A 23,749-nucleotide genomic window follows, 5' to 3' on the forward strand; every position below is an offset into this window, starting at 1 on the left:
GGTTAAGTGTTGCTTTTTATCAACATGCGTTTTTGTCTGGCGTTCATAGTGAAACAGCCATTTGGTCATTGAAATTACGATAAAATATCGCCAACTTGCGAAGTTGTGGGGTGGTATATATGATCGGATGTTTAAAATAATTAACAACCGGAGGGTGGCGAATGCAACCTCAAGCGGCTTCTGGTCATGTGGCCTCTTACTACGCGGCGTCAGCCAATGCTGGGCCGCTAAGACCACCACTTAGCGGCGATATCGACTGTGATATTTGTGTGGTGGGGGCCGGGTTTACGGGTATCTCGGCGGCACTGCATTTGGCAGAGCGCGGCCATCGCGTGGTAGTGCTGGAGAGTGTGGCGATTGGCTTCGGGGCGTCTGGGCGCAACGGTGGGCAGATCGTCAATAGCTATAGCCGTGATATGGATGTCATTGAGCAGCAGAACGGTGCGGAAACCGCCCGTGCGCTGGGTGCCATGGCGTTTGAGGGTAACCAGATTATTCGCCAGCGTATTGCTCAATACGATATTCACTGCGATCTGAAAGAGGGCAACCTGTTTGCTGCCTGCAATAAGAAACAGTGGGAAGGCTTAAAGGAACACAAAGCACTGTGGGAGCGCTACGGCCATCGGGCGTTGGAGCTGCTGGAAGGCGACGAGGTGAAGCGAGAGATTGGCAGCGAACGCTACGTGGGTGCCCTGGTGGATCACTCGGGTGGTCATCTGCACCCCCTCAATCTGGTGCTGGGGCAGGCGGCAGCGTTGGAGTCGCTGGGCGGCAAGATTTATGAACACTCGCCCGTTACCCAGTTGGAACACGGAGAGCCGGTGACGTTACATACGCCCCAGGGGCGCGTGACGGCCCAGCGGGTGGTGATGGCAGGCAATGCCTACTTGCAAGGGTTGTTACCTAAGCTGGAAAACAAAGCCATGCCCTGCGGTACCCAGATCATCACCACAGAGCCATTGTCAGCAGCATTGGCGACGCAATTACTGCCTAACGATAGGGCCGTGGAGGACTGCAATTATCTGTTGGATTACTACCGCCTAACTGCTGATAACCGGTTGCTTTATGGCGGCGGGGTCAATTATGGCGGGCAGGCGTCTGCCAGTATTGAAGCAGCCATTCGGCCGAAAATGCTGATGACGTTTCCTGAGCTAAAAGATGTCCGAGTTGATTACGCCTGGAGCGGTAACTTCCTGCTGACACTTAATCGTTTGCCGCAGTTTGGGCGTATTAACAGCAATGTCTATTACGCTCAGGGGTACTCTGGTCACGGAGTAACCTGTTCGCACCTGGCAGGCAAATTAGTGGCAGAAACCATTAGCGGTGAAGAGGCGCGTTTTGAAGCTTTTGCGCAGATATCCCACTTGCCAATGCCTGGTGGGCGACTGTTTCGCGTGCCGCTTTCTGCGATGGGAGCGTGGTTCTACGCCATGCGTGATCGGCTGGCCATTTAGTTGGATAACTGCTTGGAAACGGGTTGGCGAATACATTCGCCAACCCGTTTTGCTGTCTTATCTAACTTTCCCCTTGCTTATCAACTCAGACATGCCGCAAATACCAATCGTACTCCATGGTGCTGACTTCACGCATTGCTTCAGCGCGCTCGGAATGGCGGTTGGCGACAAACACATGAATGAAATCTGCCCCCAGTAGTTCGCCGAATACGCGATTATTGCTGAGCAGATGCAGCGCCTCGGTCCAGCTATTGGTTAGCTCTGGTGGGACTTGCTCATAGGCGTTGCCAATGATCGGTTCGACGGGCTGACGCTGTTGAGTTAGTCCGTAGTAGATTGATGCCAGCACGGTGGCCAGTAGCAAGTATGGGTTGACGTCGGCGCCGGCCACTCGATGTTCAATGCGTCGAGCATCTTTCGAACCAGCCGGAATGCGTACCGCCACGGAACGGTTGTCGTACCCCCAAGTCGGCGCCATGGGCACGTAGAACCCTTCCTGAAAACGGCGGAACGAATTGAGATTAGGGGCCAGTAGCGCCATGGAGTACGGCATTAATTCCAGCAGCCCGCCCACGGCGTGTTGCAGTGCTTTGCTTTCCAGTGGGTCATCACTGTTTTCGGCAAAGATATTATTACCATTGTCATCCAGCAGGCTGATGTGAACATGGGTGCCGCTACCGGCTTCCTGGCCGTAAGGCTTGGCCATAAAGGTGGCTTCAAAACCGTGTTGCAATGCCACGCCCTTGATTAGCCGCTTAAGCAGTACGGCATAGTCGCAGGCCCGAAGGGCGTCATCAGTATGAATCAAATTAGCTTCAAACTGACCCGGTGCGCACTCCTTCAACACGGTATCCAGTGGCAGTCCCTGTGCCTGGGCGGCGCTTTGTAAATCATCAATAAAATCGGCGTACTCGTCTAACTCAAGCACTGAATAGAGCTGACTTTGAGTTGCCCGTTCGCCACTCGCGGGCGATTGCGGTGACTGGATCAAGTTGTCTTCACAGCGCTGCCGATCGACAAGATAAAACTCCAGTTCAAGCGCGACCACTGGGGTTAAGCCAAGATCAGAAAGCTGCCCAAGGATACGCCGCAAAATCTGGCGTGGATCGGCGAAAAAAGGCGTGCCGTCCATTTCTTCCATGGTCATCAATAGCTGGCCATTGTGGTTGTTACTCATCCAGGTGACTGGGTTGAGCGTACCGGGAATGGCTCGGCACACGCGGTCGCCGTCGCCGCTGGAGAGCCCTAGCCCGGTTTCTTCAACCGTGTTGCCATTGATATCTAATGCGAACAATGAGGCCGGTAAGTAGATGCCTTTTTCAAATACTTTTTCGAGATTGTCGATAGGAATGCGCTTGCCGCGGATAACGCCATTCAGGTCGCTGATCAATAGATCTATGCTGGTGATGTCCGGGTAACTATTTAAAAAAGCTGAAGTTTCACTGTCGATATTATGGGCGGAAGACATACGCTGACCCTTGTTTTTGTGCAATGTTGGAGGTAACTCAGTGGTAGTGTTTCACTAACATTATCCTTGCTCCGGTTGAGTAGAGTGTCAAATATTTAATAACAAAAAATCTGTTTTTTTATTATTTTGATTCAAGAAAAAATTTTATTTATATACTTATCAATACCTTGTTGATTATTTTTCCAAAAATAACGTTTTGGCATTGGAAAATAAAACAAGCCGCGCTATGTTGAAGTGACTGTTGAATAAAACATAACAACTGGCAAAGTGTATTGACTATGCAAGCAACTTATTCTCCCCGCCCATTAGTGGGTGTTATCGCTTGTTGCCGAGAGGTGGAAGGTCATTCCGCCCAGATGGTGACCGACAAATACCTACAGGCGCTCTACCGCTACGGCGTCACGCCGGTGATTCTTCCTGTGTTGGCCGTCGATATGCTGACACCTGAGCAGCGTGCCGCAGAGACCACCGCGTTACTAAGCCGTTTGGATGGTCTGATGTTAACCGGCAGCTATACCAACGTCTCCCCAGACCGCTATAGCGCTGAGCGCGCCCCGGAAAATACCCGTGACGACCTGTTGCGCGATGAAGAGGCGCTTTGCTGGGTGCATGAAGCGGTTCGCCATGCGTTGCCACTGTTTGGTATCTGCCGCGGTTTTCAGGAAATGAATGTGGCCTTTGGTGGCACGCTACATCAGGCCGTCCAAACGCTACCGGGGATGCTCGATCACCGTGAGCCGTCGGCTGACAATATGGCGGGCCACTATGCGCCTTCTCACAAGGTGAAAATTCGCCCTGGTGGCGCCTTGGCGGCGCTCTATAGCGGCGAACATAGCGAGGTGAACTCGCTTCACCAGCAGGGCATTGACCAGCTGGGGCCCGGTTTGGATGCAGAAGCCTGGGCGCCGGATGGTTTGATTGAAGCCATTTCCGTACGCGATGCGGCTGCCTTCGCGCTGGCTGTTCAATGGCACCCAGAGTGGCGTTCCAAAGACCATCCTTTTTATGACGCACTATTTGAGGGATTTGCAACGGCTTGCCGCCAACATCGTACTCAACGTGCCGCCCAGCTGGATGCCTGCTGAAAGCTTGTTGCAATGAATTGATTAGGAGCCGAACTATGCAGACCCAAGATTACCAAGCGCTGGATCGTCAACATCACCTTCACCCGTTCACCGATTTCAAATCATTAGGAGAAGAGGGCACTCGCGTTATTACCCACGCCGATGGGGTTTATATTTATGACAGTCAGGGTAACCAGATTCTTGATGGTATGGCAGGTCTGTGGTGTGTGAACCTTGGTTATGGGCGCCAGGAATTAGTAGATGCGGCCACCGAGCAGATGCAACAGCTGCCGTACTACAACAACTTCTTCAAGACCACCCATCCCCCCGCCGTGAAGTTGGCCGCTAAGTTAAGTGAGCTGGCACCTGAGCATATTAATCACGTGTTCTTTACCGGTTCCGGTTCTGAGTCTAACGATACCGTATTACGTATGGTGCGCCGCTACTGGGCACTCAAGGGCAAACCCGGCAAGCAATGGATTATCTCGCGGGAAAATGGCTATCACGGTTCTACCGTGGCAGGCATGAGCCTTGGTGGTATGGCGCCGATGCACGATCAGGGTGGCCCCTGTGTGCCGGGGATTGCGCATACTTGCCAGCCGTACTGGTTTGGCGAAGGTCGTGATATGAGTCAGGAGGCGTTTGGCAAGCAATGTGCCCAAGCCCTTGAAGACCAGATTCTGGCGCTAGGCGAAGACAACGTGGCGGCCTTTATTGCTGAGCCAGTGCAGGGCGCCGGTGGGGCGATTATTCCGCCAGATAGCTATTGGCCCGCGGTGCAAGAAGTGCTGGCCAAGTACGATATTTTGCTAATTGCCGATGAAGTGATTTGCGGTTTTGGCCGCCTGGGTGAGTGGTTTGGCAGTAATCATTATGGGCTCAAGCCTGATTTGATGCCGATCGCCAAGGGATTATCGTCGGGCTATCTGCCTATCGGTGCCGTGCTGGTGGGAGATCGCGTGGCCGATACGCTGATCGAAGACGGCGGCGAGTTCTTCCACGGTTTTACCTATTCCGGCCACCCAGTCTGTGCCGCTGTGGCGCTTAAAAACCTTGAGCTGCTGGAAAGTGAACGGGTGGTTGAAAAAGTCCGCGATGACCTGGGCCCCTATCTGGCTAAACGTTGGCAAGCGCTGGCTGAACACCCGCTGGTGGGCGAGGCTCGCTCGTTGGGATTGATCGGCGCTTTAGAGCTGGTAGCCAACAAGCGCACCGGCGAGCGTTTCGATAAAGCGCTTTCTGCCGGCAATGTGTGCCGAGATTTCTGCTTTGAAAATGGACTCGTGATGCGCTCCGTCGGCGACACGATGGTGATCTCGCCCCCGCTAATTATTACCCACAGTGAAATCGACGAGCTGGTGAGCAAAGCGCGTTTAGCACTAGATAAAACCGCTGAAGCTCTGGCGGTAACACACCCAATGGAGAGTGCATGATGGTAGCTGATACCCCCACAACCCTGGCTGAATGGCAGGCGCTAGCCGCAACGCTGGACTTTGAAACACGCGCTTTTGTAAACGGTGAATTTGTGCCCGCCATGGATGGCAGTACGTTAACCAGCATTAACCCTGCCACAGGTGAAACGTTGGCACAGGTAGCCAGCTGTGACGCGCCAGATGCCGAGAAAGCAATACAGGCGGCTCGCGCTGCCTTTGAAGAGGGGAGCTGGTCTCGCAGTGACCCGGGCAAGCGCAAACAGGTACTGCTGCGTCTGGCCGACTTGGTGGATGCCAACCGTCATGAGCTGGCACTGCTTGATACGTTAGATATGGGCAAGCCGATTTCCAGTGCGTTGGGCGATTTGTCAGGCACCATTGCCTGTTTGCGCTATCAGGCGGAGTGCATCGACAAGCTTTACGGCGAAGTTGCGCCAACGGGTGATGGTGCCTTGGGGCTGGTGCTGCACGAGCCGATAGGCGTCGTGGCCGCCATTGTGCCGTGGAATTTTCCGATGATGATGACGTCCTGGAAAATTGCTCCCGCGTTGGCGGCGGGTAACAGCGTTATTCTCAAACCCTCGGAAAAATCACCGCTTTCGGCATTGCGTCTCGCGCAGCTGGCGCAGGAAGCCGGTATCCCTAAAGGCGTTTTCCAGGTATTACCGGGCTACGGCCATACGGTGGGCAAAGCGCTGGCGCTTTCCATGCAGGTAGATTGCGTGGCCTTTACCGGTTCCACCGCCGTGGGTAAACAACTGATGCAGTACGCCGGGCAATCTAATCTAAAACGGGTGTTTATGGAGTGTGGTGGCAAAAGCCCCAACATCGTTTTCGCCGATTGCCAACACCTTGATGCAGTGGCCCGCAGTGCGGCGGAAGCGATTTTCCATAATCAGGGTGAAGTGTGCACGGCCGGTTCTCGCTTGTTGGTAGAGAACAGTATCCGTGAGGACTTTGTCGCCAGGGTAATAAAAGCTGCTGAACAAATGCAGCCTGGAAACCCCCTCGACCCCGACAGCTTTATGGGCGCCATGGTCGATGAAGCGCAGTTTAAGCGTGTGCTCGACTATATCCGCCAGGGTGTTAGCGAAGGCGCGACACTGAAACTGGGCGGCGAAGCCAGCAATTCCAAAGGCTATTTCCTGCCGCCCACTATATTTGATGACGTCACCCCAGAGATGACCATCGGTCGTGAAGAGATTTTCGGGCCGGTGCTGAGCGTGTTTGGTTTCGATACGGAAGAACAAGCTATTGGGCTTGCCAACGACAGCAATTACGGCCTGGCCGCTGGGGTCTGGAGCCAGGATATCGACCGCATCATGCGGGTCTCCCGGCGGCTACAGTCCGGTCAGGTGTATGTGAACAACTGGTCCGGCATCGATCAGACGGTGCCTTTTGGCGGCGTCAAGCAGTCGGGAAATGGGCGTGATAAATCGCTTCACGCGCAGGAAAAATACTGCGAAGTGAAGACGGTATGGGTGTCGTTGAATATTTGAAACCGCTAAGTGCTGAGCTTCGTCTGGGGGAATCGCCCTTTACTGATTAGATTCAGCAACGTAGGTGTCACGGCAAAAGCCGTGGCCCCTCGCAAAGCAGGCCTTGTGCCTGAAAAACCAATAAAAAAGCATAACAAGATCGGAGTCGCCATCACTGCAATGATTTCCTAACGGAAATAATACTACCAATAATCAAACATTAAGTGAGGACACTATGTCGACTGACCACTTTGATAAGGAAGACCACGAAACTCCGCGCCCTAGTCTGAAAGCGACGATGATACCGATTGTGTTTATGGCGGCGTCATTGGGATTTTTTATCGGATATTTCGAAACTGACCCGCATTTACCGCTATTTTTGAGCGCCATTGTGGCGACCGGTGTGGCCTTTGCGACGGGGAGCCGCTGGAAGCACCTCGAAGCAGGCATCATGCGCTCCATAGGCCTGACCACTCAGGCGATTGTGATTCTGCTCATCATTGGCACGATTATCGGCTACTGGATTGCCGGCGGTATTGTTCCCACCATGATCTATTACGGGCTGAGTATGTTGGCCCCTGACTATTTCCTGGTGGCCGCGTGTTTGATCTGTTGTGTGGTATCACTGGCGGGTGGTAATGCGTGGACCGCTGCGGGCACTATCGGTATTGCCCTGATGGGTGTCGGTGAAGGGCTCGGCCTGAACCCTGCGATTGTGGCTGGTGCGGTTATCTCTGGCGTTTATTTTGGCGATAAGATCTCGCCACTCTCTGAAACCACCAATATGGCGGCGGGTGTCGTCGGTGTGAATCTATTTGAGCATATTCGTTACATGCTCTATACCACGGTGCCTGCACTAGTGGTTGCCTTGGTGCTGTACACCATTATCGGCCTGAACATGACCACTTCAGGTGATGGTACGGCACAAGTGGACGCGTTGCAGTCTAGCTTGGACGAGCTATTTACCATCAGCCCCTGGCTGCTTTTGGTGCCTGCGGCGGTGATCGTCATGATGGTCAAAAAGGTGCCCGCGATTCCTGCCTTGGCTGTTGGCTCGCTGATGGGGTTTATCTGCACCATTGTGATTCAGGGCGTGCCGCTGGATGAAAGCTTCACCATTTTTGTGGAAGGCTATGCAGTAGATACGGGGAATGTCACGGTGGATGACCTGCTGACCAATGGCGGCGTCAATGCCATGATGTGGACCGTTTCGCTGATCATCATTGCTATGAGCTTTGGCGGTATTCTGGAGGCGGCCGGGTTCTTTCGCACTATTGTAGAAAGCCTGCTCAAGCTGGCTAAGACCACTGGCAGCCTTATTGCCACGACGGTGGCGACATCAATGACCGCCAATGTGGTGGGGTGCGACCAGTATCTAAGTATTATTCTGCCTGCGCGCATGTATGCCAATGAGTTCCAGCGCCGCTCGCTTAAACTGAGAAACCTATCTCGCACGGTAGAAGATGCTGGCACCATGACGTCGCCGCTGGTGCCTTGGAATACCTGTGGTGCCTTCATGTTTGCCACCCTTGGCGTCAGTGCCTTCAGCTATGCGCCCTACGCATTTCTGGCATTGCTAAGCCCATTGTTTGCCATCCTTTATGGTTTTACCGGTTTCCGGATTGCTTACGAAGATGAGCCTGTGCGTGATGAGTCGGCTGACAAGCTGGCCGCTTCAAGCGCTTGATTAACTAACTCTATTTGAAGTCGTCTTATTGAGCAGTTGCCCCACCACGGTGGGGCTTTTTTTGCGCTATGATATGCGCTGATTGACGACTAAGTCTCAATAAATGATATTTCCGGCAACCCAATGGGGAGTTAACCAGGCATGACAGATGACGTAGGTGAGCGGCTGCGCTCCTTGCGCAAGCTGCGAGGGGTTTCGCAGCGTGAGCTGGCAAAGCAGTGTGGGGTGACCCACTCCAGTTTGTCGCTGATTGAACAGGGAAAAGTGAGCCCGTCTGTCAGCTCTCTAAAGAAGATTCTCAACGCTTTTGCGATTAGCGTTGGGGATTTTTTTACGATGGATCTTGATAATCAGGAGCAAATTTTCTATTCACCTGACGAGCTGGTGGATATCGGTACAGGGGGCGTTACGTTAAAGCTGGTGGGGGCCAATCGGCCTAACCGAGGGCTGACGTTTATGATCGAACATTATCCGCCAGGAACCGATACCGGCAGTGAAATGATTGTCCATTTCGGTGAGGAAGCTGGCATCGTACTGGAAGGTGAAATAGAAGTGACGGTAGGCTCCTCGGTTCGGCGGCTAGGACCGGGAGAGTCATATTATTTCAAAACTAATGTACCGCACCGTTTTCATAATATTAGCGATCGCGACTGCAAGATCATTAGCTGCGCATCGCCCAGCAGGGCGTTTTAACATAATGGGTTTGGCTGTCACTGCCTACGTAAGTATTGGCTGCACTCGTTTTATCCGTTAACCAATAGCCGCTGGTGCTTATGCAGCCCTAGCGGGTGAGCAGGAAGATTCCTTGCAGAAAGTAGAAAATGCCAATGCCTGTGACGATCCAGCGCGTCCAGGCGCGGAAGTTAGCATCGGTGAGGCGCTGCAAAATGCGGTTGCCGGTGTGGGTGCCAAAGATCGCAAACGGCGCCGCTAGCAGCACAATGCCCCATTCGCCGGCGCTTAGCGCCATGGCTGCGCCGAGATAGAAGATGATTTTAATGCTGTGTGCCACTACCTGAATCATTGCCTTGGTCGCCACGACTTGGCGGCGATCCATGCGTGAGCGCACAAAGAAGATATCGATTAGCGGCCCGGAAACCCCTGCGGCAATCGTTAAACCTCCAGAGGCGATGCCACAGCACAGCGCGTGGCTGGCGCGGTTGGCATCCAGGTGAAACCAGCGCTTGGGCATCCATACCAGAATGGGCATTAGGCCAATTAAAATCGATACGCTGGCGGCATTGGGGCTGTAGTTGAACAGCAGAAGCAGGCCAGCGGCACTGAGCACGCCAAGCGTCATAAAAGCGACGATGGGCCAGACAATATAGCGCCGCGAGAGCCATGCTCGAGATCCATTCGCGGTGAGTTGTATAACGCCATGCACCGCCATCGCCGTGCCCGCCGGAAAGATCAACAGCAGAAACCACAGCAGTACCAAGCCGCCCGCCATACCAAATACGCCAGACAGCATGGAGGTAAAAAACACCACGCTAACCAGAGCTGCTCCCATCCATAGTGACATCGTCAGCGCCCTTAGCTACGACAGAATGGCCAGACCTGATAAAACTTGCGGCACTGAAACTCCGCTTCGCAAGCGTTGAGCTGGGCTTGGTAACGGTTAGCCCGGGCCGATACTTGTCTCCCCGCTCTCAATACCTGAGGTTTGCCGCGGTAAGTGCCCCGTTGGTAGCCGCCCGCGCCTTCATGATAAGCGTAATAGAGGTGCTCAGGATTGCTTAGCGATATGCCCGCCTGCTGCTGGGAGCGGCGGGTGGACCAGCCAATAAAATCGGTGGCGTGTTTCATATGGGTACGTCGGGAAAACAGGCTGCCCGCCTGGTCTTGGTACTCGCCCCAAACTGGATCTTGGGCCTGGGCGTAACCCTTAGCGGAGGAGGGGCGGGGGCCAGGGATAAAGCCTAAGTAACGCTTGCGATCAGGGCGGACATGGCTACGAAAGGAAGACTCCTGCTGAATAAACGACATCTGGGTGGCAATCGGTGTGCCCCACTTCTCCTCTGACTCCTGGGCGTAGTCGTACCAGCTTGGCTGCTCGCGAAAAATCTCGCAAATATTGCTTTGATCTTGCGGTGGGTTGGGGGCAAAGGTGGCGCAACCAGAGAGCAGTAGCACGAACGCCAGCGACGCCCATAGGCGCAGTTTAGTAACAGCCGCCGAGGGTTGAGACGAGCGAAAAGCAGTAAAACAATTCATAAAGCCATCCATATAACCATCCATAAAACCATCAACAGGGTGACGCATATAAAGTCCTTGTGGATAAGTCCTTGTGGATAAGTCCTTGTGTATAAACGCTTGTGAATAAGCTATTGAAAGCTTGTGGGTAAGGTGTTGAGAAGAACTCCCTTATCAAGAAATTGGTTGTGATTCACAAATACCACCTAGCGTAACAGTGCCTCTAAGCAGCGCCGCAGCCGCTGGGCTTCGCGCACTAACGTTTCACCCGAGAGCATGCCGACCCCCATCACAAGCCCCGAACGCGAGTCGCCCTTTGCGCATACCGGGCTTAATGCGCGAACAATTAAGTGTTCTTTTAATAGCGTTTGAGCAATCTGCACGTCATTGATGTGAGCTTCAAATTCGACACATAGGCTGATGGCGCTGCTTGGCGGCGAAACGCTGCGGACCTTCGGCAGCGAGCGTAGCTGATCGTGAAGCACCTGCTGGCGCCCTAAGTAGTCGCGCTGAATGCGTCGACACCAGGCATCTAAATCGCCATCAAAAATAAACTGTGCCAGCACGGCCTGATCAAGCATGCGCCCTTCGCGGAATAGTTCGCTACGTAGGCGGTTCATTGGCCCCGCTAAATGATGCGGAACGACTAAATAGCCTAAGCGCAGTCCTGGAAACATCATCTTGGAAAACGAGCCCACCAGCAAGTGGCGCTCCGAGTGTGGGTCGAAGAGCAGATTGGGATGGTCGTCGCGGTTAAATTCGTAATCATCTTCGACAATATAAGCAGGCGCTAAGGCATCGCATAAGCGCTGTTTATCCACCGCACTGGTAGGCACGCTGAGCGGGTAGTGGTGCGAGCCGGTCAGGTAGGCCAACTTTACAGGGCCAGGAGTGGGCGGAAGAATGTGCCCTTGACCTGGCAACCACGCTACCGGTTCGATTTCCAAACCTGCGGCGGTAAATACATTGCGCGCTCCCCAGTAGCACGGCGATTCCATGGCAACGGTGTCGCCCACATCGGCCAACGCCACAGCGCATAGCTCAATGCCGTTATGGGTACCGTCAGTGATGATGATCTGCTCCGTGTCGCAACTAATATTGCGCCAGCGCGACAAAAAATCACGTATCGCGCGCTTTAATGGCCCATAGCCACCAGTTGAGTAGGAGAGCAGCAGGGCGTTTTGCGGCACCGTCACGCTGGCGTAGAGCTGCCGCCATTTACGCATCGGGAACTGGGCGATATCAGGAATACCAGGCACGAAGGCACCGCTTTGTATTGCGCTAGCGCCAGGGCCATCCAGTACCCGCTGGGCGCGTGAAGAGAGCTGTGCATTGCCACGCTGGGTAAGGCTTGGCGTAACGGGCCGGCAAGTCCAGGTGCCTTGGCCATGGGCGGTTTTAAGCAGTGCCTCTTCGAGTAGCGTATGAATCGCCAGTGCCAGAGTTTGGCGGGCAACGCCGAGGGCATCCGCCAGCTGGCGATGCGAGGGCAGCCGCAGTCCAGAAGGCCACTGCTGGGTAATGGCCTGACGCATTGCTTGTTCAATACGCACCTGCTTACTCAACCGCTCCGGCTGGAGTGCATAAAGTTGTACAAGTTGGTGCACGACCTCTTTGCGATCCATCTAGATGCCTCCTTACCCTCGCTTAACCCACTAACGGCGGACCCTTAGACGAAAGCAGTATGAAAATATTGCACCCTTTCGGTGCGTTTAAAAAGTGGTCTAGTTGAACGCAAAAGTGGTGCATTCGCGTTTTCTCTCCTGCCTGCTAGCGTGTTGCTATCCTGTTTATCAAGCCCGTTTAAAACGCGTCTGCTTAAAGCGAGGCTGGTAAAACAGGATCAGAATACTGCGCCCCTGAGCGCCGATGACAACATCCAATAACTCGCAGGACAATTTCAAATGACAACACCCTCATCAGAACAGGAAGGGCTCGTTCGGGTACTCGCCCGTGGCGATGTATTAGCGCTGGCGTTCGGCGCGATGATCGGCTGGGGCTGGATTGTCCTCACCGGTACCGCGATTCAATCTGCCGGCAGTTTAGGCGCCATTATAGCGTTTATCGTCGGCGGCTTAGCGATTGTCTTGGTCGGACTCACTTATGCAGAGCTGGCCGCTGCGATGCCCAAAGTAGGCGGCGAGCACGTTTACAGCTATCGTGCGTTGGGCCATTGGCCTTCTTTTTTCTGCACCTGGGCGATTATTTTGGGCTATTTAAGCGTGGTGGCATTTGAAGCCGTCGCCCTGCCCACGGTTATCGAGCACCTGGCGCCGAACTACGCCGTTGGTAACCTTTGGACCATTGCCGGGTGGGAAGTTAAAGCCACCTGGGTAGCGGTAGGCGTAGGCGGCTCGCTGGCCATGATGATCATCAACTATTTCGGCGTGACCACTGCTGCGCTGCTGCAAAAGGTTGTCACCGGGTTGATTCTGCTGGTGGGGGTGATGTTTGTCACCGGTGCGCTGTTTGAAGGTGAAACCATCAATATGATGCCGCTGTTCACCCAGGCCGATACCGGCGTATTCGCAGGCATTGTGGCCGTGCTGGTCATGGTGCCGTTCCTGTTTGTGGGTTTTGACGTCATCCCTCAAGCCGCTGAAGAGATCAACCTGCCTTATAAAGCCATCGGCAAAGTGCTGATGATGTCCGTCATTCTGGCGGTAGTGTGGTACGCGTTGATTATTCTGGCCACCAGCCTTGCGCTGAATAGCGATGAGTTGTCGGCAAGTTCGCTTAGCGTGCCGGATGCCATGGGCAGCCTGTTTAACGCCGCTTGGGCCAGCAACTTAATGGTCATGGCGGGCATTGCGGGCATCATTACTAGCTGGAATGCCTTCTATATTGGCGGCTCCCGGGCGATTTACGCGCTCGCTAAAGCAGGCATGCTGCCAGCACCCTTTGCCAAACTGCACCCACGCTACAGAACTCCGACCAATGCCATCTTTATGATGGGCTTTCTCTCCTGCCTGGCGCCCTTCTTTGGCCGCCCAGCGCTGGTGTGGATCGTTAACGCCGGTGGCCTAGGCATCGTCTTGGCCTATCTGTTCGTGGCGATCTCCTTTGTGGTGCTGCGGGTGCGCGAGCCCGACATGCCGCGTCCGTTCAAGGTGAGCAACGGCAAGTTGTGCGGCACTCTGGCGATCATTCTCTCTTTCGGGATGGCGTGCCTCTACTTACCCGGTAGCCCGGCGGCGTTGAGCGGTGCTGAATGGACCATCTTTGCCGGTTGGGCCGTATTAGGCCTCGCGTTATATGTTCATGCACTGCGTACTTATGGCCGTGATTACAGCGACCGTCATATGAAAGTTGACCTCTAAGCTGTCCACCGAGATTTAAGGAGTCTTCTATGAGCTTTATCGAACAGTGGTTGCACGACGGCGTTCCCGCCCTGATTGGCGATGAATGGCGCACAGGAAAGCAGAGCTTTGCGGTCGATAACCCCGCCTCCGGCGACGTTATTGCCCGTGTGGCCGATCTAGGCGCCGACGATGCCCGTGACGCGGTGGCTGCCGCCTATAACGCCGGAGCCGCTTGGCGCGCCACGCCGGTAAAAAAGCGTTCGGCCCTGCTGCGCCGCTGGTTTGAACTGGTCATTGAGCACGCCGATGATCTGGCCCGCCTGATGACGTTGGAGCAAGGCAAACCGTTGGCAGAAGCCAAAGGCGAAGTGATCTACGGCGCCTCGTTTATCGAGTTCTTCGCCGAAGAAGCCAAACGCATGGCCGGTGAAACCCTACCTAGCCACGGTGCCGACAAGCGCCTGCTGGTACTGCGCGAGCCGGTCGGCGTTGTGGCGGCGATTACCCCCTGGAACTTCCCGCTGGCGATGATTACCCGCAAGTGTGCCCCGGCCCTGGCCGCGGGCTGCACCGTGGTGATCAAACCTGCCGAAGCGACGCCGTTAACGGCCCTGGCCGCTGCCTATCTGGCGCTTGAGGCTGGACTGCCCGCCGGTACGATTAACGTGATTACCGCCTCAAAACCGGCGGCGGTGGGTGAAGTGCTCACCACCGATTCACGGGTGCGCAAAGTCTCGTTCACCGGCTCAACCCCAGTGGGCAAACACTTGCTCGCCCAGTGCGCCAGCACGGTGAAGAAAACCGCCATGGAACTGGGCGGTAACGCACCGTTTATCGTCTTTGACGACGCCGATGTAGATGCCGCCGTCGACGGTGCCATTGCCTCCAAATTCCGCAACGCCGGGCAGACCTGCGTATGTACCAACCGTTTTCTGGTGCAGGACGGTATTTACGACACCTTCGTCGCCAAGCTGACCGAGCGTGTGAATGCGTTAAAAGTCGGTGATGGCCTGACGGACGGCAGCATCATCGGCCCGCTGATCAATCAGGCGGCAGTAGATAAAGTGCAACGCCACGTAGACGACGCGATGAACCAAGGCGCGCGGCTGCTCTGCGGCGGCAAGCCACACGCCGCAGGCGAGCGCTTCTTTACCCCCACGGTACTGGCCGATGTGACCACCAGTATGGCGGTTGCCGACGAAGAGACATTTGGCCCGGTAGCGCCGGTGTTCCGCTTCCATCGCGATGAAGAGGCCATCCAGATGGCCAACGATACGCCGTTTGGTCTGGCGGCTTACTTCTACGCCACGGATTATCGTCGCATTTGGCACACCATGGAGCAGTTGGAGTACGGCATGGTCGGCGTTAACGAAGGGCTGATCTCCACCGAACTGGCGCCGTTTGGCGGCGTAAAAGAGTCCGGGCTGGGCCGTGAAGGCTCCCACCACGGTCTCGATGAGTTTACCGAACTGAAATACGTCTGCGTTGGCGGCTTATAAAGAGAACGATGATGACTAACCAAGAACTGAACGAACTGAAAAACCGCTTTGTGGCCAACGGGGCCGCCACGCCGACGACCCAGTTTGCCGAACGCGCCGAAAACGCCGAGCTGTGGGACGCCGACGGAAACCGCTGGATCGACTTCGCGGGCGGTATCGGCGTGCTGAACCTGGGCCACCGCCACCCGAAAATTGTCGCCGCGGTAGAAGCGCAGCTCAAGAAAGTCATGCACACCAGCGCGGCGGTAATCTCCTACGCGCCCTACGTGCAGCTATGCCAAAAGCTTTGCGAACTCACCCCGGTGCGTGGCCCCGAGCGCAAGGCGATGCTGGTGAATACCGGTGCCGAAGCGCTGGAAAACGCCGTGAAAATTGCCCGTGCAGCGACTGGCCGCACCGGCATCATAACCTTCGACGGTGCCTTCCACGGCCGCACCATGATGACCTTGGCGATGACCGGCAAGGTGTTGCCCTACAAGAACGACTTCGGCCCGATGCCGGGCGATGTGTTCCGCGCACCGTTCCCCAACCCGCTGCACGGCATCAGCGAAGAAGCCTCGCTTGAAGCCATTCGCACGCTGTTCAAAACCGATATCGCCCCGCACCGTACGGCGGCCATCGTGATTGAGCCGGTACAGGGCGAAGGCGGTTTCTACATTGCCTCACCGGACTACCTGAAAGCGCTACGCGCACTGTGTGACGAGCACGGCATTTTGCTAATCGCTGACGAAGTGCAGTCCGGCTTCGCCCGCACCGGCAAGCTGTATGCCCTCGAACACAGCGGCATTGAGGCGGATATTCTCACCACGGCCAAGAGCCTGGCCAACGGCATGCCGCTCTCGGCCGTGGTAGGTTCTGCCAAAGTGATGGACGCCTCTGGCCCCAACTCGCTAGGCGGCACCTACAGCGGCAACCCGCTCTCTTGCGCCGCAGCGCTGGCGGTGATTGAGGTAATCGAAGAGGAAAATATCCTGGCCCGCAGCGAGCAGATGGGCAAAATGCTGGCCGAGCGTTTCGCGGTTTGGGAAGAACGCTTCCCAGCGGTAGCCCATGGCCGCCAGCTAGGCGCCATGGCGGCGTTTGAACTGCTCGATAGCGACGGCAAGCCAGATACGCAGATGACCGGTGCGCTATGCGCCAAAGCCCGCGAGAAAGGCCTGATCCTGCTCTCCTGCGGTTTCTACGGCAACAGCATCCGGATTTTGGTACCGCTAACGGTTTCTTCAGCGGTGCTGGAAGAGGGCTTGAGCATTATCGAACAGTCCCTGGAAGCGCTTAGCTAATCCCTTTCTAAGCATCATCTAACCCGCCATCGTCAAACAGCGAAAGCTGTGGGCGATTGGCGGGTTTTTTTATGGGTGTTGAAAGCCCAGACCAGAGATAATCAGCCGACCTAAGTGCCCTGTGCTAAGCTGGATTTGGAAGGGTGGATGAGAAAAATAGCAAGACAGGTCATCTCTCAGGGCGGAGGTATCGGGAAATGCAGCAGTAGCGCGAATTTTGGATATGCAGCCTAATAAAAATTAATAAAGATAAGAGTCAAAGGCTTGGGAGAGTGTGGCGGGCTGCATTTTTTGGACAATCATGTCGGCGCGTTTATCCAATCATAGGATGGGCTGTCTAATACCTGTTAGAAACGAGTTGAGCTATGAGTAAGCCCGATTATCTGTACCATGGTACTCGCAAAAAACTTGATCTGCTGAAGCCGACGCAGGGTGTTGGATATGGCATGGCGGATAACGAGCATGGTGTTTATGCTGTTTCAGAGCGAGATCTGGCAATCCCCTTCGCCATCTCATTTCGTCCCTTAGACGACGGGGCAATTTTCTCTGTTGAAACCTCGAAGCGCCCACCTCGTATCGTGTTAAAGAATACTGATGTCGATTGGGGTCGAGTGGGGTATGTGTACAAGGTTTGCTCTGAAACTTTTGAGCAAATTGATCCAGAGCAGTGGTTGTCCAAGGTTCCCGTTGAACCAGTGGAAACTGAAGAAATCAAGCCAGAGTCCTATCGGGACTGGATCGTATACAAGTCGGAGGGCTAGGGATCGCGCAAATAGTTTCTAACCATGCCAGTCACGGCGACGGTTACTACATTGCGGCTCCGCCTCCATTCCGTAACCGCGCGTGCTGCGGGCGTTAAATTTTTTGCCGCGCCCTCGTCGACTATGCTGTAATACATTGTAGTCTTCCAGTTTGAGGGTATTCCTATGAGTGTCACGACAGTTCGCCTTCAGGCGGAAGTTGAGCAGCATCTGGAAGCAATCGCCAGCAGGCTCCACCGGAGTAAAGGCTGGGTAATCAATCAGGCCTTGTTGGAATACGTAGAAAAGCAGCAGCTTGAGCAAGAGCGGTGGAAGCAAACGTTGGAAGCAATGGAGTCCGCTGCCCAAGGCAAAGTGGTTGATGCCAGAGAGGTTCATAGTTGGCTTAATAGTTGGGGAACCGAAAATGAGCAGGATGCGCCGAGGTCAGGTAAGTGAAACTGGTTTACACGGACGCAGCCATTGAAGATTTGAAGCGCCTTAGGGAGTTCATTGCCGTTCACAACCCGCCGGCGGCAACCAGGATCGCCACAGAACTAGTTGGCAAAATTGAATTGCTTCCAGACTTTCCCAAAATGGGCACACCGGTTGAAATGGCGCCGGTGCCTGATTCAGTTCGAGATTTGGTTTTCGGAAAGTACGTTATTCGATATTCGGTTCATGCCAGCGCCATCATTATTCTCCGGGTATGGCATGGCCTTGAAGGCGAACGATAGCAATTTAACCAGGCGCGGCACTCAGATGCCTTTGTCTACGCTTCTCTGCCTCAAAGTCACCGGTGCGCTCAGCATTACAACGTCACTTCTTACGCTTAATATCGCGGTAGACGTTTTCGTATGAGCCTAGGGCCATCAGTTCATATAGCCGAGTAGCGTCAGTTGCTTGTTCATCTTGAGCTTATGGACTCGCAGGAAGGCCTGGTTCCCTAAATTCATTTTTGCCCTGGCGCCACTTCGCGGGTGAGGTACCTTTCGGTCTTTCATTAGCATTTCACAATTAAGTGGCTAAACTTAATGGTGGCAGCCACATAGCCCAGGCGTAACAGCCGTCATGCAGGTATGAATGAGGTATGAACGGCTGATCGTGAATCCCCGAGGAGATGCCGAAATGAATATAGTGAAGCAAGTAGCGAACCGCTGGTTAGTGGTTCTGTTCCTAGTAATGCTGGCGACACCCGCCATTGCCAAAGAAGGGGTAAGTTTTGTGGCGCCAGAGGATGGCGCTGAGGTGTCGAACCCTATACAGGTAGAAATGGGGGTTTCGGGTATGCAAGTCGAGCCTGCTGGTACCATGGAGGAGGGCACAGGCCACCATCATCTGATCGTTGATGGCGGGTCGATTACCGAAGGCGAGGTTATTCCCACCGACGATACCCATATCCATTTCGGTGGCGGCCAGACCGGCTATGAGCTCACCCTTCCCCCAGGCGAGCATACGCTGACCCTGCAGTTCGCCGATGGCGCACACCGCTCCTATGGTGCTGACTGGTCGAGCACCATCACTGTTAACGTGGTTGAGTAACCGGTATTTAAAGCAAAACGCTCAGTCCCATCCTCGCACGATTCGTAGATGGGACTGTCGGCATTGACTATTCTGGATTCTGCCCGCCATCGTCAAACAGCGAAAGCTGCTGGCGATTGGCGGGTTTTGCTTTCTTAGCGCGCTGCTTAGAAGGTCGGCGCTGGCTTGCGAGTTTATCCACAATCGCTTGGCTGGCTTCTCTGGCGTCTGGGGTGCGGCGCAGCTCATAGAGCGTCTTTTTCCAGTGGCGCGCTTCGGCTTCAAAGTCGTGGGGCAGCGGGTAGTGTTCGCCGGGCTGGAAACCGAACCGCTTTTGCAGGCTTTCCGGCAGCGTCCAGGGTTTGGCGCGCCACTCTAACGGCAGTGGCGCTAGTTCTGGCACCCAGCGGGCGACAAATTCACCGTTCGGGTCGTTATCTTCCGCTTGCTTGATGGGGTTGTATACCCGCAGGGCGTTGGTGCCTGTGGCGCCTGCTTGCATCTGCACCTGGGGGTAGTGAATGCCCGGTTCATAATCGGTAAATAGCCGCGCTAGGTGCAGGGCGGGTTCACGCCAGTGCAGCCCAAGGTTGAACGTGGCGTAAGAAATCAGCATGGCGCGCATACGAAAGTTGATCCAGCCGGTGGCGATCAGGCTGCGCATACAGGCATCTACCAGCGGTACGCCGGTTTGCCCTTGCTTCCAGGCGATCAGGTTGGGGTTTTCCGGGTCGCGCTCCCGTAGGTCGCGCAGCGCTGGGTGCAGCGTTTGCGACTCTATGCTCGGCTCACTTTCGAGCTTTTGAATAAAGTGGCAGTGCCAGTAAAGCCGCGAGGTGAAGGCGCGCAGCGAGCGCGCCCAGGCAGTATCTTCATCATGCTTTCTGCGCTGGCGGCGCAGTGACTGCACGATTTCGCGCATGGCGAGCGTGCCCCAGGCCAAGTGGGGCGAAAGCCGCGAGCCAAACTCCCAGGCCAGCAACGGCTTGGAAAGCGAACCGCGATAACGCCGCCCGCGCTGGGCGACAAAGCTGCGCCACAGTGCGCGGCCTTCGCTGCGGCCGCCTAATTGGCGCTCGGGGCAGGGCGTGGTATCAAACCCTAGCGACAAGTCATGAAGGTGTTCGACGTCAACGTGGTTAAAGGCTTGCCAACCCTCAGCCGCCTGGGCGTTTTGTGGGGCAGTGGCGGTGGGAGCCGTCATTAACGTTTCCCACTGCTTTTCCCATGCGTTGCGGTCAGCCACTCTGGATTTTAAGCCACGCACTACGCCGTGCTGGCGAGCTTCATGCCATGGCGTGTCGTGCTGATGGCACCATGCCTTGACGTCGAGGTCCCGGGCAAAGCTCCAGGCGTTACCGGTCTCCTCGTGGGAGTGAAGGACAAGCTCGCCATAGTGGGCTTTCAGGGCGGTTAATAAGTCGACAATATGGCCTTGCCAAAGGCACAGCGGCAGGCCCAGTGTTTCGAGTGCGTTGGAAAGGTCGATCAGTGAGTCAGCGGCAAACTGCCAGTGGCGCAGAGCACTATCTGGCGCATGCCACTGGCCGGGCTCAATGGCAAAAATAGGCAGCACGGGGCCAGCCATGGCAGCGTTGGCGAGCGGCGCATGATCATGGATACGTAAATCGCGTTTGAACCAAACAACCTGAATGGGTGCCTTAGCCATTAACCGTGAAGCCTATTCGTCACCAAGCTATTCGTCATGAACCGATGACGTTACCATCAAGGTAGCGTTTGCGTAATCAACCCAGCAGGATCAGTTCAACAGGAGAGTAACAGTGTATATCGCCATGAACCGTTTTCGGATTGCCCCAGGCCGCGAAGAGGACTTTTTAGAGGTGTGGCGCAACCGCGATTCTCACCTGGATGAAGTGCCGGGCTTTAAGCAATTTAAGATGCTGCAGGGTGAAAGCCAGGAAGACCACAGTGTGTTTATCTCCCACAGCGTGTGGGAATCGGAAGAAGCCTTCCGCGACTGGACCAAGTCAGATGCGTTCCGCAAAGCCCACGCCAATGCCAAAGCGCCTGAAGGTATCTATCTTGGCCCGCCCAAGTTTGAAGGCTATGAGGTGGTGCTGTAAGGCTCGCGTTGCTATCGTTAGTCGACTGTCAGCGGGGTAGTGGCCCCGCTGTTTGCGTTAACTAAAACAGCGCCAAGCCAACAGATAGCAGCACGCTATAAAAAAGCGTCGAAATAGCGGTTTTCTTCAGCATACCGGTCAGAATCTCGCCATCACGGCTAAGGTTTAATGTTCTGGTTGCATCAGAAAGCGGCTTGGCCACCAGCAGGCAGCTCCACCCCAACAGCGGTACTGGTAGTGCAACCAAGTAGATCATTGTGAGTAACAGCGCCATACCCAGTAGCGCCCAGTGGTAGTGAATCGCGTTCTTGCGGCCCAACCTCACCGCCAGGGTGATCTTGCCGTTGCGCGCATCGCTTTCGATATCGCGCACGTTATTCACATTGAGTACGGCGGTTGCCAGCAGCCCACACGCCGCAGCGGGCAGAAATGGTAACCAGCTTAGTTGCTGCGTAAAAAGGTAGTAGGTGCCTAGAACGCCGAGCAGCCCGAAAAACACAAAGACTGAAATATCGCCCAATCCACGATACCCATAGGGCGTGCTCCCTAGCCCAACGGTATAGGTCACCGCTGCTAATAAAGAGGCAGCGCCTAGTAGTACAAAAGTGACAATATGCCTCCACTGGTTCCCAAAGGCGGTAACCAGTAATAACAGCCCTAATAGCGCTGCAACAGTGGCCGTTATCACCATCCCTCTGCGCATAGCCTGGGGGCTTAGTAACCCTGAAGATACTGCCCGCACCGGCCCAATGCGCGCCTGATCGTCGGCCCCAGAAGCGGCATCACCATAATCGTTGGCCAAGTTAGAGAGTACCTGGAGGGCAATCGCTGTCAGCAGGGCAAGCAAAAGTACTGCAGCATTAAAAGCATCCGCATTCGCCGCTAACCCACTACCCAGTAGAATAGAAGCGCATGCCAGTGGAAGTGTTCGGGGGCGAGCGGCTAGCAACCAGGCTTTGTAGTGGCGGCGCTTAGCGAGTCGTTCCATTATGTCGATATTCCTCGATTTTCGTTTAAATAGCTGCTCGCGTGGCAATTACCAAACATTCAGCAATGTATGATTAACTGGTAAAAAGTAGACCTAAGTCAAAACAAACAACGGAGCCTTATCCCACACTGCGTGCCCTCTATACCAGGAGTTTACGCGATGATTGGTGACTTATTTAGACAATGCAAATATGCGACGATAGTATTGCTTCCAAAATAGGCGAAATATGCAATCCACACACCCTATCGAAGCACTCAAGCATCAGCTTGATACACTTTGCGAAACCGCTAGCAAAGGGTTTATACGCCTAAGCACTCCCTGCCAAGTTGAAAGCTTAATGGGGTGGCTAAACGTGCAGAGCGTTTATCCCCGCCTCTATTGGAGGGCGCGTGATGCGGGTGCCATTGAGTATGCGGCACTGGGGGTTGTTAAGGCGTTCGATTCGCTAGGGGGGCTGCAGGCTGACCTTGCCGCGCTGGCTGATATTGGCGGCGAGCAGCCAGACTACTTCGGCGGTATGGCCTTCGACCCCGTTACGCCAGGGTGGCAGCACTTTCCTGGCTGCCATTTTTTGCTGCCGCGTATAGAGCTTAGGCGTCATCAAACTGGGGCGACGCTATCACTCAATCTGCGCTTCGATGACCGCTGCCCAGAAGCCGAGATAGCCCAGGCTCGTGCCTGTCTGGCTGCGCTGGAAGAGGAGCAACCGCTGCCTTGCCTATTGCCGCATGTTTATCAGCGTGAAGACCGCCCTTCGCAGAAAGAGTGGGCGGCATCGGTGGCGCAGGTCACTAATCCTGATCATCTGGGTCACACGCCCAAGGTAGTGCTCTCCCGAGAGACGTGCCTAACGACAAGGGAAACACCCAACCCTTGGGCGCTGCTGGCACGCTGGCAGGTAGGCGCCACCGACTGTTTTCACTTTGGCATCCAATTGACACCGCATGAAGCGTTTATCGGCTGCCCGCCGGAGCGGCTCTATAAGCGTGAAGGCAGGCATTTAATGACCGAAGCACTGGCTGGTACGACGCACCGTGTTCGAGATGCCCAGCAAGATCAAGCGCTTGCCGATGAGCTGCTTGCCGATAAGAAAAACAGTCTGGAAAACCAGTGCGTATATCAGCAGCTTTTGACCCAGCTTGAGCCGCATTCTTCTCAAGTCAACATGGGTGAGGCGCATATTGTTAAGCTGCGCTCTGTGCAGCATATCCGTCGTCTGATTCACGCCGAACTTCACAGTGACGTCACCGACCAGCAACTGCTTTCAGTGCTGCCGCCTACCCCGGCGGTAGGCGGTGTTCCCCGCGAGTCGGCGTTGGCATTTATTCGCCAGCATGAGCGCCATCGCCGCGGCTGGTATGCGGGCGTCTTTGGTAGTATCAGTCACGCCAATAGTGATCTGTCGGTGGCGATTCGTTGCGCCCATGTCGGCCCAGAAGCGATTCGTCTTTATGCCGGTGCAGGCATTGTGGCAGGCTCCCAGCCGGACGAGGAGTGGCGAGAGTTGGATACCAAAATCGCCGATATTATGTCGCTGTTAGGGATGGGATAACGT

Annotated in this window: 21 protein-coding genes; 15 read left to right on the forward strand and 6 right to left on the reverse strand. The window is 55.0% G+C overall.

Annotated features, from left to right (window positions below; translation table 11 throughout):
• The first annotated feature begins 161 nt into the window (after positions 1-161).
• The gene (locus KUC_RS07870) at positions 162-1,454 is read left to right on the forward strand and encodes an NAD(P)/FAD-dependent oxidoreductase (RefSeq protein ID WP_007112636.1); all 1,293 of its coding nucleotides are present in this window, start codon (positions 162-164) and stop codon (positions 1,452-1,454) included.
• 85 nt (positions 1,455-1,539) lie between these two features.
• Here KUC_RS07870 and KUC_RS07875 read toward each other — a convergent pair whose 3' ends face one another.
• Positions 1,540-2,922, reverse strand: coding sequence for a glutamine synthetase family protein (locus KUC_RS07875; RefSeq protein ID WP_007112637.1), 1,383 nt, complete (start codon positions 2,920-2,922; stop codon positions 1,540-1,542).
• Between the two features lie 278 nt (positions 2,923-3,200).
• On the opposite strand from KUC_RS07875, the gene KUC_RS07880 reads away from it, so the two are divergent.
• From KUC_RS07880 to KUC_RS07900, 5 genes are all read left to right on the forward strand, one after another.
• The gene (locus KUC_RS07880; protein ID WP_040479893.1) at positions 3,201-4,007 is read left to right on the forward strand and encodes a gamma-glutamyl-gamma-aminobutyrate hydrolase family protein; all 807 of its coding nucleotides are present in this window, start codon (positions 3,201-3,203) and stop codon (positions 4,005-4,007) included.
• A gap of 35 nt (positions 4,008-4,042) precedes the next feature.
• Complete coding sequence (locus tag KUC_RS07885) at positions 4,043-5,419, forward strand: aspartate aminotransferase family protein (protein ID WP_007112639.1); 1,377 nt, start codon at positions 4,043-4,045, stop codon at positions 5,417-5,419.
• A complete protein-coding gene (locus KUC_RS07890; protein WP_040480399.1) occupies positions 5,419-6,918 on the forward strand; it encodes an aldehyde dehydrogenase in 1,500 nt (499 codons plus the stop codon). Before KUC_RS07885 ends, KUC_RS07890 begins: the two co-directional genes overlap by 1 nt.
• Before the next feature lie 214 nt (positions 6,919-7,132).
• On the forward strand, positions 7,133-8,584 hold the full coding sequence (nhaC, locus tag KUC_RS07895; protein WP_040479896.1) for a Na+/H+ antiporter NhaC: 1,452 nt from the start codon (positions 7,133-7,135) through the stop codon (positions 8,582-8,584).
• 141 nt (positions 8,585-8,725) lie between these two features.
• On the forward strand, positions 8,726-9,277 hold the full coding sequence (locus tag KUC_RS07900) for a cupin domain-containing protein (protein ID WP_007112642.1): 552 nt from the start codon (positions 8,726-8,728) through the stop codon (positions 9,275-9,277).
• A gap of 88 nt (positions 9,278-9,365) precedes the next feature.
• Here the strand turns inward: KUC_RS07900 and KUC_RS07905 are convergent, their stop codons facing one another.
• From KUC_RS07905 to KUC_RS07915, 3 genes are all read right to left on the reverse strand, one after another.
• Positions 9,366-10,106, reverse strand: coding sequence for a sulfite exporter TauE/SafE family protein (locus tag KUC_RS07905; RefSeq protein ID WP_007112643.1), 741 nt, complete (start codon positions 10,104-10,106; stop codon positions 9,366-9,368).
• Positions 10,107-10,117: 11 nt separating this feature from the next.
• The gene (locus KUC_RS07910) at positions 10,118-10,846 is read right to left on the reverse strand and encodes a transglycosylase SLT domain-containing protein (protein ID WP_007112644.1); all 729 of its coding nucleotides are present in this window, start codon (positions 10,844-10,846) and stop codon (positions 10,118-10,120) included.
• 137 nt (positions 10,847-10,983) lie between these two features.
• Positions 10,984-12,402, reverse strand: a complete 1,419-nt coding sequence (locus KUC_RS07915; RefSeq protein WP_007112645.1) for an aminotransferase-like domain-containing protein — start codon at positions 12,400-12,402, stop codon at positions 10,984-10,986.
• Between the two features lie 279 nt (positions 12,403-12,681).
• On the opposite strand from KUC_RS07915, the gene KUC_RS07920 reads away from it, so the two are divergent.
• The 7 genes from KUC_RS07920 to KUC_RS07950 all read left to right on the forward strand — a co-directional run bounded on the left by KUC_RS07920 (position 12,682) and on the right by KUC_RS07950 (position 19,143).
• A complete protein-coding gene (locus KUC_RS07920; protein WP_007112646.1) occupies positions 12,682-14,097 on the forward strand; it encodes an APC family permease in 1,416 nt (471 codons plus the stop codon).
• A 29-nt stretch (positions 14,098-14,126) separates the two neighbouring features.
• Positions 14,127-15,578, forward strand: a complete 1,452-nt coding sequence (locus tag KUC_RS07925; RefSeq protein ID WP_007112647.1) for an NAD-dependent succinate-semialdehyde dehydrogenase — start codon at positions 14,127-14,129, stop codon at positions 15,576-15,578.
• An 11-nt stretch (positions 15,579-15,589) separates the two neighbouring features.
• Entirely contained in the window at positions 15,590-16,861 is a 1,272-nt protein-coding gene (gabT, locus tag KUC_RS07930; RefSeq protein ID WP_040479900.1) for a 4-aminobutyrate--2-oxoglutarate transaminase, read from the forward strand.
• A gap of 365 nt (positions 16,862-17,226) precedes the next feature.
• Entirely contained in the window at positions 17,227-17,622 is a 396-nt protein-coding gene (locus KUC_RS07935; protein WP_040479903.1) for a hypothetical protein, read from the forward strand.
• Positions 17,623-17,787: 165 nt separating this feature from the next.
• A complete protein-coding gene (locus KUC_RS07940) occupies positions 17,788-18,060 on the forward strand; it encodes a CopG family ribbon-helix-helix protein (RefSeq protein ID WP_007112649.1) in 273 nt (90 codons plus the stop codon).
• Complete coding sequence (locus KUC_RS07945) at positions 18,057-18,338, forward strand: type II toxin-antitoxin system RelE/ParE family toxin (RefSeq protein ID WP_040479906.1); 282 nt, start codon at positions 18,057-18,059, stop codon at positions 18,336-18,338. The genes KUC_RS07940 and KUC_RS07945 overlap by 4 nt, the downstream gene beginning before the upstream one ends.
• Before the next feature lie 391 nt (positions 18,339-18,729).
• Positions 18,730-19,143: a DUF4399 domain-containing protein gene (locus tag KUC_RS07950; protein ID WP_083825757.1), complete on the forward strand. Its 414-nt coding sequence runs from the start codon at positions 18,730-18,732 to the stop codon at positions 19,141-19,143.
• A gap of 67 nt (positions 19,144-19,210) precedes the next feature.
• On the opposite strand, the gene KUC_RS07955 is transcribed toward KUC_RS07950, so the two are convergent.
• A complete protein-coding gene (locus KUC_RS07955; RefSeq protein WP_007112653.1) occupies positions 19,211-20,791 on the reverse strand; it encodes a cryptochrome/deoxyribodipyrimidine photo-lyase family protein in 1,581 nt (526 codons plus the stop codon).
• A gap of 112 nt (positions 20,792-20,903) precedes the next feature.
• On the opposite strand from KUC_RS07955, the gene hmuQ reads away from it, so the two are divergent.
• Positions 20,904-21,206: a heme-degrading protein HmuQ gene (gene hmuQ, locus KUC_RS07960; protein WP_007112654.1), complete on the forward strand. Its 303-nt coding sequence runs from the start codon at positions 20,904-20,906 to the stop codon at positions 21,204-21,206.
• Positions 21,207-21,267: 61 nt separating this feature from the next.
• Here hmuQ and KUC_RS07965 read toward each other — a convergent pair whose 3' ends face one another.
• The gene (locus KUC_RS07965) at positions 21,268-22,194 is read right to left on the reverse strand and encodes a 1,4-dihydroxy-2-naphthoate polyprenyltransferase (RefSeq protein ID WP_007112655.1); all 927 of its coding nucleotides are present in this window, start codon (positions 22,192-22,194) and stop codon (positions 21,268-21,270) included.
• Positions 22,195-22,420: 226 nt separating this feature from the next.
• Between KUC_RS07965 and KUC_RS07970 the strand changes: the two genes are divergently transcribed.
• Positions 22,421-23,746, forward strand: a complete 1,326-nt coding sequence (locus KUC_RS07970) for an isochorismate synthase (RefSeq protein ID WP_007112656.1) — start codon at positions 22,421-22,423, stop codon at positions 23,744-23,746.
• Positions 23,747-23,749: the final 3 nt, after the last annotated feature.

This window comes from Vreelandella boliviensis LC1 (genome assembly GCF_000236035.1).
GTDB classification, from domain to species: domain Bacteria; phylum Pseudomonadota; class Gammaproteobacteria; order Pseudomonadales; family Halomonadaceae; genus Vreelandella; species Vreelandella boliviensis.